Below are 13,009 nucleotides of genomic sequence, written 5' to 3' on the forward strand. Positions count from 1 at the left end.
GCGCGGGTTGGCTGAAGGACGTTACGCGCCGGCCATGGCCTTCTCGATGGCCGAGAGCGCGGCGTTCGCCTTGGCGCCGTCGGGTCCCCCCGCCTGCGCCATGTCGGGCCGGCCGCCACCGCCCTTGCCGCCAAGCGCTTCGGACGCCACGCGCACCAGATCGACCGCGTTGTAGCGCGAGGTGAGATCCGAGGTGACGCCGACGACCACGCCGGCCTTGCCATCCCCGGTGACGCCGACGATCGCCACCACGCCGGAGCCGAGCTGCTTCTTGCCGTCATCGGCGAGGCTCTTGAGGTCCTTCATCTCGATGCCTTCGACCGCGCGCGCCATCAGCTTGACGTCGCCGACCTCGCGCACACCCGCAGGCCCCGCCGCCGATCCATTCGACGCCGCCGCACCACCGCCCATCGCAAGTTTCTTGCGCGCCTCCGACAGATCGCGCTCGAGCTTCTTGCGTTCCTCCATCAGCGACGCGATCCGTGCCGGCATCTCCTCGAGCGGGGTGCGCAGCTCCGAGGCCGCATGCTTGGCCAGTTGCATGGTGTCGTTGGCGTGCTTTCGCGCATGGCGTCCGGTCAGCGCCTCGATGCGGCGAACACCCGATGACACCGCGCTTTCGCCGGTCACCGAGATCAGGCCGATATCGCCGGTGCGGCGCACATGCGTGCCGCCGCACAATTCCACCGACCAACCGAGCGCATTGGCCCCGTGCTCGCGCGCGGTCTTGCCCATCGAAACCACGCGCACCTCGTCGCCATATTTTTCGCCGAACAGCGCGCGGGCGCCGGCCTCGCGCGCATCATCCACCGCCATCAACCGCGTGGTGACCTCGTCATTCTCCAGTACCACCTCGTTGGCGATATCCTCGATCCGGCTCAGCTCTTCCGGTGTGATCGGCTTCTGATGCACGAAGTCGAAGCGCAAGCGGTCCGGCGCCACCAGCGAGCCGCGCTGGGCGATGTGGTCGCCGAGCACCTGGCGCAGCGCCTCGTGCAGCAGGTGGGTCGCGGAGTGGTTTCGGCGGATAGCACTTCGCCGATCATGATCGACTTCGAGACGAAGTGCGTCGCCAACCTTAAGGCCGCCCTTCTCAACCCTGACGTTGTGCACAACAAGATCGCCAGCCTGCTTATGACAGGTGAGGACAGTCGCAACTATTTCCCTGTCGGAGGCTCGCATCAACCAACCGGTGTCACTGACCTGTCCGCCGGACTCGGCGTAAAAAGGGGTTTGATTAAGTATTATTTCGCCGCTTTCGCCGGGTCTTAGTTCGGTTACCGCTTCGCCTCCGCGAAAGATGGTTTGGACGACCCCTTCACTCACTTCGGTTTCGTAACCAAGAAATTCTGTGGCGCCGTATTTCTCGCGTAACGGAAACCAATAGGATTCGCTCTTGGTATCGCCGGACCCCGCCCAGGCCGCGCGCGCCTTGGCGCGCTGCCGGTCCATCGCGTCGGTGAAGGAGGCGATGTCGACGCCGATGCCGCGATTGCGCAGCGCATCCTGGGTCAGATCGAGCGGAAAGCCATAGGTGTCGTACAACGTGAACGCGGTATCGCCGTCGAACATGTCGCCCTTTTTCAAGGACGCACTCTTTTCGTCAAGGATCGAAAGCCCGCGTTCCAGCGTCTTGCGGAACCGGGTCTCCTCCAGCCGCAAGGTTTCCTCGATCAGGTTCTCGGCGCGGACCAATTCCGGATAGGCCTGGCCCATTTCGCGCACCAGCGCCCACACCAGCCGGTACATCAACGGATCCCTGGCGCCGAGCAATTGCGCATGGCGCATCGCGCGGCGCATGATCCGGCGCAGCACATAGCCGCGGCCCTCGTTCGAGGGCAGCACGCCGTCGGCGATCAGGAACGACGAGGCGCGCAAGTGGTCGGCGATGACGCGCAACGAGGCCTTCTGTTCGCCATGCGGATTGGCCCCGGTCAATTCGGAGATGGCGCGGATCAGCGCGACAAACAGGTCGATATCGTAATTGTCGTGCTTGCCCTGCAGCACCGCCGCGACCCGCTCCAGCCCCGCGCCGGTGTCGATCGACGGCCTCGGCAAGGGGTTGCGCACCCCCGGAGAGACCTGCTCGTACTGCATGAATACGAGATTCCAGATCTCGATGAAGCGGTCACCATCGGCCTCCGGCGACCCCGGCGGGCCGCCCCAGATCTTGTCGCCATGGTCGTAGAAGATTTCCGAGCACGGCCCGCACGGACCGGTGTCGCCCATCTGCCAGAAATTGTCGGAGCCCGCGATGCGGATGATCCGCGATTCCGGCAATCCGGCGATCTTCTTCCAGAGATCGAACGCCTCGTCGTCATCGATATAGACGGTGGCCGTGAGCTTGTCCTTCGGCAGGCCGAATTCCTTGGTCACCAGGTTCCACGCCAGTTCGATGGCGCGGTCCTTGAAATAGTCGCCAAACGAGAAATTGCCGAGCATCTCGAAAAACGTGTGATGCCGCGCGGTGTAGCCGACATTGTCGAGATCGTTATGCTTGCCGCCGGCGCGCACGCATTTCTGCGAGGTGGTGGCGCGCACATAGGGACGCTTCTCGACGCCGGTAAAGACGTTCTTGAACTGCACCATGCCGGCATTGGTGAACATCAGGGTCGGGTCGTTGCGCGGCACCAGCGGCGACGACGGCACGATCTCGTGGCCGTTGTCGGCAAAGAATTTGAGGAATGTCGACCTGATCTCGTTAACGCCGCTCATTTTGGTCCAATCGCAAAAATTCCCGGGATTCGCCGCAAAAGACGCATGTGTCCCGCGCACCGCTTTTAGACAAGGGGGCCAGCGCTGTCCAGAAAGTGTGCAGCGGATCAGGGGCTTGCCGCACAGCCGTTGATAGATGCTGCGAGCGCGTTGACAGCCCTGGCGTGGCCGTGTTTTCCTCCTATCTGTTCAAGACAGTCACGTCGGGAGAGATCGGCTTTGTTGCCGGCGCCGAAGGAGCAACCGCCCCGGAAACTCTCAGGCAAACGGACCGCGTGACCTGACAACATCTGGAAAGAGGCACCGAAGGGTTTTGACCCGGATGTGCCCGCCGACGGGATAATACTCTCAGGCACAGCGACAGATGGGGCTTTGCCGGTTTTTTGGGGAATCACCCCCGAAAAACCGCGAGGGCCCTGTGATGCTTGCGCGCGAACATCAACCTTCCCCGCCATCCGGCCTCAATCGCACCCCCTTGCATGCGCTGCATCTCGCAAGCGGCGGCAAGATGGTGCCGTTTGCCGGCTATGACATGCCGGTGCAATACGGAACAGGCGTGCTCAGGGAACACCTGCATACCCGAGCCTGCGCCGGCCTGTTCGACGTCTCGCATATGGGCCAGATCGCGCTGCGGCCGAAATCCGGCAAGCTCGAAGATGCGGCGCTGGCGCTGGAGCGGCTGGTGCCGCAGGACATCTTAGCGGTTGCGCCGGGACGGCAGCGCTACGCCCAGTTCACAAGTGAGTCGGGTGGCATTCTCGACGACCTGATGGTGGCGAATTTCGGCGACCACCTGTTTCTGGTCGTCAACGCCGCCTGCAAGGCTGCGGACGAAGCCCATCTGCGCGCCCATCTCTCGGATGTCTGCGTCATCGAGCCCCTCCCCGACCGCGCCCTGATCGCGCTGCAGGGACCAAAGGCGGAATCGGTGCTGACTAAATTTTGCGCCGATGCTCCCGCGATGCGATTCATGGACGCCGGTCCGCGCCGGGTTGGCGGCATCGAATGCTTCGTCTCGCGCTCGGGCTATACCGGGGAAGACGGCTTTGAGATCTCGGTCCCGGCCGAGGCGGCCGAGCGACTTGCCAAGCAGTTGCTTGACGGCACCGACGTGCTGCCGGTCGGGCTTGGCGCGCGGGATAGTCTCAGGCTCGAGGCCGGGCTTTGCCTCTATGGCCACGACATCGACGCCTCGACGACGCCGGTCGAGGGCGCGTTGGAATGGTCGATCCAGAAGAGCCGCCGCAGGGGCGGCGCGCGCGCTGGTGGATTCGGTGGCGCGGATTTGATCCTGGCCCAACTTGAACAGGGTGCACCACGCCGCCGCGTCGGCTTGCGTCCCGAGGGCCGCGCGCCCGTGCGCGAAGGCGCGCCGCTGTTCGCGGATGCGGATTCTTCGGAACAGATTGGCGCGGTGACCTCGGGCGGCTTTGGCCCCAGCCTCAACGCGCCGGTTGCGATGGGCTACCTGCCCGCGCCACGGGCTGCGCCCGGCGGGCTGGTGTTCGCCGAGCTGCGCGGCCAGCGCCTGCCGCTGCGGATCTCGCCGATGCCCTTCATTCCCAACACCTACAAACGCTGAGGATTTGTCATGACGACGCTTTACACCGCCGATCACGAATGGCTCCGCATCGAGGGCGACGTCGCCACCATCGGCGTAACCGACTACGCGCAGTCGCAGCTCGGCGACGTCGTGTTCGTCGAATTGCCGAAGGTCGGCCGCAGCCTGAAGAAGGCGGAAGCCGCCGCGGTGGTCGAATCCGTCAAGGCCGCCTCGGACGTCTACGCGCCGATTTCGGGCGAAGTGACGGAAGCCAACGACGCGCTGTCGGCCGAGCCGGCGCTGATTAATTCCGACGCCGCCGGCAAGGCCTGGTTCTTCAAACTGAGGATCGCCGACAAGAGCGAACTCGGCGGCCTGATGGATGAAGCCGCGTACCAGAAACATATCGCCTGAGATGATGACCATGAAGAAGCCCGTCATGCCCCGCGAAGGCGGGGCATCCAGTAATCCCCGGCCTGTAACTGAACCGAGACGTCACGGCGTACTGGATCGTCCGCCTTCGCGGACGATGACACCGAATTTGAACTTTCCAGCGAGGCACCCATGAACGCGCCGCTCCGACACACCGACGAAGCCGCCACCAGCTTCGTGCGCCGCCATATCGGCCCCTCCCCCCGCGACATCACGGCGATGCTCGATACCGTGGGCGCCGCAAGCCTCAGGGCGCTGATGGCCGAGACCTTGCCCTCCTCGATCCGGCAGAAGGCGCCGCTCGATCTCGGCGTTGCCCTGAGCGAGACCGAAGCGCTGACGCATATGCGCGAACTGGCGTCGCAAAATCAGGTCTTCACCTCGCTGATCGGCCAAGGCTATTCCGGCACGATTCTGCCGGCGGTGATCCAGCGCAACATCCTGGAGAATCCGGCCTGGTATACGGCCTATACGCCGTACCAGCCGGAGATCAGCCAGGGCCGGCTGGAAGCCCTGTTCAACTTCCAGACCATGATCTGCGATCTCACCGGGCTCGATGTCGCCAACGCCTCGCTGCTCGACGAGGCCACCGCTGCGGCCGAAGCGATGGCGCTGGCGGAACGCGCTTCCCAGGCGAAGACAAATTCGTTCTTCGTCGACGCCGAGGTGCATCCGCAGACGCTGGCCGTGCTGCGCACCCGGGCCGAGCCATTGGGATGGAATCTGGTCGTTGGCGATCCCTTGAGCGATCTCGACCAGGCGGACGTGTTCGGCGGCCTGCTGCAATATCCGGCTTGCTCGGGCGCGGTTCGCGACCTGCGCCCGGCGATCGCGGCGCTGCGCGCCAAGGGCGCGCTCGCCATCGTCGCGGCGGATCTGTTGGGCCTGACGCTGCTGGCCTCGCCGGGTGAACTCGGCGCCGACATCGCGATCGGATCGGCGCAGCGTTTTGGGGTGCCCATGGGATATGGCGGGCCGCACGCGGCCTATATGGCGGTGCGCGATGCGCTGAAGCGCTCGCTGCCAGGGCGTATCGTCGGCCTGTCGATCGATTCGCGCGGGCAGCCGGCGTATCGGCTGGCGCTGCAGACCCGCGAGCAGCATATCCGGCGCGAGAAGGCGACTTCCAACATCTGCACCGCGCAGGTGCTGCTGGCGATCATCGCCTCGATGTACGCCGTCTATCACGGCCCGGAGGGGCTGACCCAGATCGCCCGTACCGTGCATCGCCGCACCGCCGTGCTGGCGGCCGGATTGCGCCGGCTTGGATTTGCGCCGCGGTCGGAAACGTTTTTCGATACGGTGACGGTGAATACCGGCGAGCAGCAGGACGAAATCCTCGCCCGGGCACGCGCCGGGAAGATCAACCTGCGCATCTGTCAAGGCACGCTCGGCATCGCGCTCGACGAGACCACGACGCCGGCCATTGTCGAGGCGGTGTGGCGCGCCTTCGGCGGCAAGCTGGCTTATGCCGAGGTCGAAGCCGAAAGCAGCGAGGCGCTGCCCGCGGAACTAAGGCGGGCAACCGCCTTCCTCACCCATCCGGTGTTTCACGCCCACCGCTCGGAGACTGAACTGCTGCGCTACATGCGCAAGCTCAGCGACCGCGATCTCGCGCTCGACCGCGCGATGATTCCGCTCGGCTCCTGCACCATGAAGCTCAACGCGACATCGGAAATGATCCCGCTGACCTGGCCCGAATTCGGCGATCTGCATCCGTTCGCGCCGCGCCAGCAGGCGGCCGGCTATCACGCGCTGTTTGCGCGGCTGGAACGATGGCTGTGCGACATCACCGGCTATGACGTGATCTCGCTGCAGCCGAATTCCGGCGCACAGGGCGAATATGCCGGGCTGCTGGCGATCCGCGGCTATCATGCCGCGCGCCATGAGCCGCATCGCAAGGTGTGCCTGATCCCGTCCTCGGCGCACGGCACCAATCCGGCGTCCGCTCACATGGCCGGCATGGAGGTCGTGGTGGTGGCGTGTGACGCGCGCGGCGACGTCGATGTCGGTGATTTGCGCGCCAAAGCCGAACAGCACGCCAACGACCTCGCGGCCGTGATGATCACCTATCCCTCCACCCACGGCGTGTTCGAGGAGCATATCCGGGAAATCTGCGACATCGTGCACGGCCATGGCGGACAGGTCTATCTCGACGGCGCCAACCTGAATGCGCAGGTCGGGCTGTCGCGGCCCGGCGATTATGGCGCCGATGTCAGCCATCTCAACCTGCACAAGACCTTCTGCATCCCGCATGGCGGCGGCGGCCCCGGCATGGGACCGATCGGCGTAAGGGCGCATCTGGCGCCGTTCCTGCCAGGGCATCCCTCGACCGGCGGCCAAACCACAGTCGGTTCGGTATCGGCCGCGCCGTTCGGTTCGGCCTCGATCCTGACGATCTCCTATATCTATATTCTGATGATGGGAGGCGAAGGTCTGACCCGCGCCACCGAAATCGCGATCCTCAACGCCAATTACATCGCGGCCAGATTAAACCCGCATTTTCCGGTACTCTACCGGAATGCAAAAGGCCGCGTCGCGCATGAGTGCATCGTCGATCCCCGTCCGCTGAAGGCATCAAGCGGCGTCACCGTGGACGATATCGCCAAACGGCTGATCGATTACGGTTTCCATGCGCCGACCATGAGCTTTCCGGTGCCGGGCACGCTGATGATCGAGCCGACCGAATCCGAATCCAAGGCCGAGCTTGACCGTTTTTGTGATGCGATGATCGCGATCCGGCGCGAAATCGCCGAGATCGAGGACGGACGCTGGAAGGTCGAAGCCTCGCCGCTGCGTCACGCGCCGCACACGGTGCACGATATCGCGGACGAGGCGTGGGCGCGGCCCTACCCCCGCGCCGAGGGCTGTTTCCCCGCCGGCACCTCGCGCATCGACAAATACTGGTGCCCGGTGGGACGGGTCGACAATGTCTATGGCGACCGCCATCTGGTGTGTTCGTGCCCGCCGGTCACCGAATACGCAGAGGCGGCGGAGTGACATAATTCGAAGGTAAGCAAGTCCCGCATTTTAGTGCGGCTCTGTTCTTGCAGCCATCGTCGCGCGCGCGTGCATCTGCGCCGGCGAGCATTCCTGTCAGTGGTGACCACGCAAAACAAAGCGGGCGCTGCGAACGTCGGCAACTCAACGTCCGCAGCGCCCGCTGATGTCAAAATTCAGGTCACGCGACCTGAATCGACCAAACCTCAATCCTCCGCAGCCTCCGGCTCGTCGCCCTCCGCGTCGCGCTCGGGGCTGCCTGCCAGAATCTGCTCGGCGATCAGGCCGGAATTCTGGCGGATCGCCGCTTCGATCTTCGCCGTCATGTCGGGATTGGCTTTCAGGAAGGCCTTTGAATTCTCGCGGCCCTGGCCGAGCCGCTGGCTGTCATAGGAGAACCAGGCGCCGGATTTCTCGACGATGCCGGCCTTGACGCCGAGATCGAGGATTTCACCCATCTTGGAGACGCCCTCGCCATACATGATGTCGAACTCGACCTGCTTGAACGGCGGCGCCAGCTTGTTCTTCACCACCTTGACGCGAGTCTGGTTGCCGACCACTTCGTCGCGCTCCTTGATCGCGCCGATGCGGCGGATGTCGAGGCGGACGGAGGCATAGAATTTCAGCGCATTGCCGCCGGTGGTGGTTTCCGGCGAGCCGTACATCACGCCGATCTTCATCCGGATCTGGTTGATGAAGATCACCATGGTGTTGGATTTGTTGATCGAGGCGGTGAGCTTGCGCAGCGCCTGGCTCATCAGCCGCGCCTGCAGGCCGGGCAGCGCGTCGCCCATCTCGCCTTCGAGTTCGGCCTTCGGCACCAGCGCCGCCACCGAATCGATCACCAGCACGTCGACCGCGCCGGAGCGCACCAGCGTGTCGCAGATTTCCAGCGCCTGTTCGCCGGTGTCGGGCTGCGAAATCAGGAGATCGTCGATGTTGACGCCGAGCTTTCTGGCATAGACCGGATCAAGCGCATGTTCGGCGTCGATGAAGGCGCAGATGCCGCCCTTCTTCTGACCCTCGGCCACCGTGTGCAGCGCCAGCGTGGTTTTGCCCGAGGATTCCGGCCCGTAGATTTCCACCACCCGGCCCCGCGGCAGGCCGCCGACGCCAAGCGCGATGTCGAGCCCCAGCGAGCCCGAGGAAATGGTCTCGATATCCATCGAGCGGTCGTTCTTGCCCAGCCGCATCACCGAGCCCTTGCCGAACTGACGCTCGATCTGGGAGAGCGCGGCGGACAGGGCCTTGGTCTTGTCCATGGAGGATCCTTCGACGATACGCAGCGCAGTGGCGGACATGGGTGGTGCTCCTTATGGCGGGGATTCGCTAGCGGGACAAACGGGCGGCAACGGGTTGAATCAGCGATTGATGGAACACTGTACCCTATTTGTTCCAGGTTCGCAATATGTTCTTTTCTGGGGCCTGGTACTGGCCTAGTTCGACCCTCAGTGGCCTAGTTTGAAATCAGCAGTGGCCTGTTTTTGAAGTGTGATTTCTGTGTGATGTGCAGCACAGCGTCCAACCTGATCCCCGCGTACACCCGCATCACGGCTGGCGGGAATGGTCTCGCCCCAAAGGACAAACGGGAGACGACTATGACCAACTTGAACAATCTCAGCGATGGTGACCTGGACCAGGTTTCCGGCGGAATGAGCTGCGGAGACGCAATTACACTTGCCGGTTTCTATAATGGCCTCGCTAAGGTCTTGGGCGCGCTGGGCGACGCCGCAGGTAGCTCAAACGCCTCCGGCAAAAGTCAGGGTGTTCTGACAGGCGCTTGCCCTAGCCATTAAGTTAACAAGGCTTATTGTGCACCAATTAGAAGAGGCCGCCTCAGTTGGCGGCCTCTTTCAATCTGGAATGTCGTCGCGATCAGTATGGCGGCGCGCGGCTTCGGCATCAGTGCGGCGCTTAAGACCGCGCAGGAAAATTTGGTGCTGGCCTCGGCCAGTACCTGGGGCCTGGTACTGTCCGTATTTGACCCCCGGTGTCCTAGTTTGTGGTTAGCAGTGTCCTAATTTGCCGGAGCGTGTACCCTCTTCCTGTTTCAACAGGGGGAATACCGATGGTTAGATTTCCAGTCGCACTTCTTATTCTTACAGCGATGTTGATGCTGTCGTTAGCAGGAAGCATGACCGATGCGAGGGCTGCGCCGAAACAGTGCTACAAAGGAGACGAAGCATGCATGAAGGAATGTTTCACGACCGGCGGAATCAACTGTGTACGATTGTGTGACAAGCATCGGAATAACCGGCCGCCTTGCTAAGCCGTTCAAGAGGCCGCCTCAGTTGGCGGCCTCTTCGTCATCATCCTTGAACATATTGGCGAGGCGGTTGTGAGCCTCTGCCCGCCGCTTTACGCCGCGAAGAAAGATCGACAACCGATCTTCCAAATCCTTATAGCTTTCCGGTGAAAGCCTGCTTGGGATCGTCAGAGAAACCTCGCCTTCATCAAGGGAGAATTTCTCCTGCACCGGACGCGTCAAGTGCTCCGGCATCGGACAGCACCTGGGGCCTGGTAATGGCCTGTTTTGATGGTTAGTGGCCGGTTATGAAATCGGCAGTGGCCTAATTTGAAGTGTGACATCCATCACATCATCAATGAACGATGCCACGTACTCCTGCGACCACCGATTGAGAGGGAATGATCCCTCCGACCAACAGGAGAGTGAAATGAGCGCGGAAATTCGTAAATTGAGCTTGGACGAACTTGATCAAGTTTCGGGTGGATCTCCGATTCCTGGGGGCGAGGTCATCCAAAACAACATGGGAACCTTGGCGACCTTCAACAACGGTGCGTCGATCTGGATCAAGAATGATGGGACTATTCAGACTCAGACATCCCCCAATGGCCCGATAACGACGACGCGCCCCCCGGCGTAACCGACGGTTACATCCAGCCTGATCATCAAGCGACGTAATACTCCCCGGCTTCACCGCCGGGGCTTCTGCTTGCGGGCCGCCTCAGTTGGCGGCCTCTTCGTTTGGTGGCGCAAGCCTTAGGCGCTCAATCTCATCGGCCATAAATAGGTCAGGCTGAGCGGGGGGAAACGCCTGTTTGAAAAGCGTTTCAAAAAACTTCCATTGCCCGTTCGGCGTTGCCCTAAGTAGCGTTGTAACCGCAGTTATTTGCTTATCGACATGCGGATTGCCAACATCCTCAGTCAGAAATTGAAAGTGTTTTCGTTTGCGTCGTTTTGTTGCTGGGTCGGTAGGGTTTTTCCGGCGCAGGTCATCCAGCACCCCCGGGGGCAATTGCTCATAGATCAAGCTATTCGTTAGTTTGCCAACATACGCGGTGCGAGCAGTTGAGGCTGCATCGAATGGCCATCCCATCACGCGATAGATTTGCTCATAGAATGAAATCGGAAATTTGGGAGTAGTCCTAATTTGATCCAGGTCCACTCTTCGCCGTTGCCGCACTGACACCCGAAATCTGCTATGCTTTGAGTATGTTAGGAGTGCTGTTGGTAATTTTAGGTAGTTTTATTATCGGATTTACTGTCGGCTTCGGCGTTAGAGACGTGATCTCACGCCGCCGGCGACGGCGACATAGTAGTATTGCCTTGTGGTAGGCCGCCTCAGTTGGCGGCCTCTTTCATTCGTCGCCGGTTTTTCCAACCATCTCATCGAACTGCCGGATAGCATCCGCGTGGCGCTTTGCCTTACGCAAGAACAAGCTCGGATAGTCCGACAAGTCTTGATAACTATCAGTCGACAAAGATGCTGGGAATGTCAGCGCCACCGGCGCCCTCTTCCAAATTGAAGAGAATGGCCAAAGAAACGGCCCCAGCTCGGGGGAGGGCTGAGACCGTTCTGGCTCGGCAGCGCTCAGCGGCGGCGAGCGCACCCGACTATTCCAAGGTTCCACCACCATATTTGTTCCGAAAATAGTGGCCTATTTTGATCTGGCGAGTGGCCTATTTCGGCCAGCACCCGCATCCTGCATAAACCCATGGCCAATGGGCCGCGTCAGTTGGCGGCCTCGTCACCTTCCCCAACAACCCGCCGCACCTCCCGCAAGGAAAGGTCAAGCTGATGGACGGCGAACGCGTCGTTTTGCCAGTAGCTGGGCACGGTACTGGCCTGTTTCGACCCTCAATGGCCTAATTTGACCCCCAGTCAGATTGCCCGCAAAATCGGGAACGTCCCGCAGCTTCGAGTGTTGGTTCGATATCACCGCGATTTTTGGGCAGTTATCGGTGACTGAGGGCGTTGTGCTCCCGCCGTAACGTGGAGCATCACGATGACCAATATCCCCGAAAAATACCGGCACAAGGCGCTTGCCTGCGAAGGATTTGCGCGGAACGCGACCGACCATGCCACCCGCGATGCGTGGGTCGAGATCGCCATTGAATGGCACGCACTCGCCCATCGGGCCTCGAATGAATCCCAGTCGGTGTCGAAGCCGAACAGTTGAAGCGTTCCAAATCATCACTGAAACCAAATAGCGCCCCGCCGTCGTCGTTGCGGGTGTCCGACTTGGGGCGCAGCACCCTGCGCCGGCGTCAACGTCATCAGGCGAAAAATCGCCTGCGCGAGCGGGCCTCTTGATCTCACTCAATACGACCCGTGGTGATCGGCTCCATGATGGTTTTGTCATTGCCGAACTGCCCCACAAGGAAGCTGCGACGTTGACATGGAGCCTTCGGATTCCCGGATCCGGAGGCTCTTTCGCGAGGTCGCCCAGGATGCGGCTCGGCGCTGGCTCGCGCGGGCGCGCGGCCTGTGTTGATTTTTCCGGATTTTTTTGAAAGCGGCGGTCAAAATTGAACAGAGGCCATTTTGCGTCTGTGCTCATCATGAAAGGGTGAATCGCAATGGGAGTTTTCCCATGAATTACAGGGGTATCGAATATTCGATTGCCGTGACCCCGACGCCGGGTGTCTGGAAATGGCAGTTCCGAATCGGCGAAGAGGTCAAGACCGGCAAGACCGAAACGCGGATCGGCCTCCTGGCCGTCCGCCGGGTCCAGATGCGGATCGACCGCGCCCTCAAGCTGGCGGAGAGCGCGCCAACTACTTGAGTTCCGTGATTCCTGAGTTCCATGGCGAGCCGGCCGCCGGTCCGCGATCGCATCAACGAACCCCCGGTCGTTCGGCGACAGCAACCGTGGAGCGCGTTTTCGCCACCGCCTTTTGCGCATCCGCACCGGCCGAACGCCGCTGCGTATCGGCAACGCCCGCGGGCCATTTTTTTCCGAGCCTGCCGCCGGCCAAACTTATTGTTTCAGCCTGTCAAATCTACCGAAATAGATGATATGGTTTTTGCAGCACCGTAGTTCGTCGATGCGGCATTCCGAGATGACGGGCCCGGC

12 protein-coding genes and 1 riboswitch are annotated in these 13,009 nt (G+C 61.8%); of the genes, 7 read left to right on the forward strand and 5 right to left on the reverse strand.

Going from position 1 to position 13,009, the window contains the following annotated elements; all coding sequences use genetic code 11:
• Window positions 1-21: 21 nt before the first annotated feature.
• Complete coding sequence (alaS, locus tag E8A46_RS19550; RefSeq protein ID WP_291564631.1) at window positions 22-2,715, reverse strand: alanine--tRNA ligase; 2,694 nt, start codon at window positions 2,713-2,715, stop codon at window positions 22-24.
• Window positions 2,716-2,909: 194 nt separating this feature from the next.
• Window positions 2,910-2,998: riboswitch (glycine riboswitch) on the forward strand.
• Between the two features lie 138 nt (window positions 2,999-3,136).
• Between alaS and gcvT the strand changes: the two genes are divergently transcribed.
• From gcvT to gcvP, 3 genes are all read left to right on the forward strand, one after another.
• Window positions 3,137-4,297, forward strand: a complete 1,161-nt coding sequence (gene gcvT / locus E8A46_RS19555; protein ID WP_291564633.1) for a glycine cleavage system aminomethyltransferase GcvT — start codon at window positions 3,137-3,139, stop codon at window positions 4,295-4,297.
• A 9-nt stretch (window positions 4,298-4,306) separates the two neighbouring features.
• Window positions 4,307-4,672, forward strand: a complete 366-nt coding sequence (gene gcvH / locus E8A46_RS19560) for a glycine cleavage system protein GcvH (RefSeq protein WP_291564637.1) — start codon at window positions 4,307-4,309, stop codon at window positions 4,670-4,672.
• A gap of 150 nt (window positions 4,673-4,822) precedes the next feature.
• Entirely contained in the window at window positions 4,823-7,690 is a 2,868-nt protein-coding gene (gcvP, locus tag E8A46_RS19565; protein ID WP_291564640.1) for an aminomethyl-transferring glycine dehydrogenase, read from the forward strand.
• Window positions 7,691-7,896: 206 nt separating this feature from the next.
• On the opposite strand, the gene recA is transcribed toward gcvP, so the two are convergent.
• Entirely contained in the window at window positions 7,897-8,991 is a 1,095-nt protein-coding gene (gene recA / locus E8A46_RS19570) for a recombinase RecA (protein ID WP_291564643.1), read from the reverse strand.
• Between the two features lie 297 nt (window positions 8,992-9,288).
• On the opposite strand from recA, the gene E8A46_RS19575 reads away from it, so the two are divergent.
• The gene (locus E8A46_RS19575) at window positions 9,289-9,486 is read left to right on the forward strand and encodes a hypothetical protein (RefSeq protein ID WP_291564646.1); all 198 of its coding nucleotides are present in this window, start codon (window positions 9,289-9,291) and stop codon (window positions 9,484-9,486) included.
• Window positions 9,487-9,977: 491 nt separating this feature from the next.
• Here the strand turns inward: E8A46_RS19575 and E8A46_RS19580 are convergent, their stop codons facing one another.
• A complete protein-coding gene (locus tag E8A46_RS19580) occupies window positions 9,978-10,190 on the reverse strand; it encodes a hypothetical protein (RefSeq protein ID WP_291564649.1) in 213 nt (70 codons plus the stop codon).
• Between the two features lie 175 nt (window positions 10,191-10,365).
• Between E8A46_RS19580 and E8A46_RS19585 the strand changes: the two genes are divergently transcribed.
• Complete coding sequence (locus tag E8A46_RS19585) at window positions 10,366-10,575, forward strand: hypothetical protein (protein WP_291564653.1); 210 nt, start codon at window positions 10,366-10,368, stop codon at window positions 10,573-10,575.
• Window positions 10,576-10,656: 81 nt separating this feature from the next.
• Here the strand turns inward: E8A46_RS19585 and E8A46_RS19590 are convergent, their stop codons facing one another.
• Both E8A46_RS19590 and E8A46_RS19595 read right to left on the reverse strand, forming a co-directional pair.
• Window positions 10,657-11,097 carry a P63C domain-containing protein gene (locus E8A46_RS19590; protein ID WP_291564655.1) on the reverse strand — a complete coding sequence of 147 codons (441 nt, stop codon included), beginning with the start codon at window positions 11,095-11,097 and terminating at the stop codon, window positions 10,657-10,659.
• A gap of 193 nt (window positions 11,098-11,290) precedes the next feature.
• Window positions 11,291-11,437, reverse strand: a complete 147-nt coding sequence (locus E8A46_RS19595; protein ID WP_291564659.1) for a hypothetical protein — start codon at window positions 11,435-11,437, stop codon at window positions 11,291-11,293.
• 501 nt (window positions 11,438-11,938) lie between these two features.
• Here E8A46_RS19595 and E8A46_RS19600 point away from each other — a divergent pair.
• Both E8A46_RS19600 and E8A46_RS19605 read left to right on the forward strand, forming a co-directional pair.
• Entirely contained in the window at window positions 11,939-12,112 is a 174-nt protein-coding gene (locus E8A46_RS19600; protein WP_291564662.1) for a hypothetical protein, read from the forward strand.
• Between the two features lie 414 nt (window positions 12,113-12,526).
• On the forward strand, window positions 12,527-12,718 hold the full coding sequence (locus E8A46_RS19605; RefSeq protein ID WP_291564665.1) for a hypothetical protein: 192 nt from the start codon (window positions 12,527-12,529) through the stop codon (window positions 12,716-12,718).
• Window positions 12,719-13,009: the final 291 nt, after the last annotated feature.

Source organism: Bradyrhizobium sp. (assembly GCF_004799445.1).
Lineage (GTDB): Bacteria > Pseudomonadota > Alphaproteobacteria > Rhizobiales > Xanthobacteraceae > Bradyrhizobium.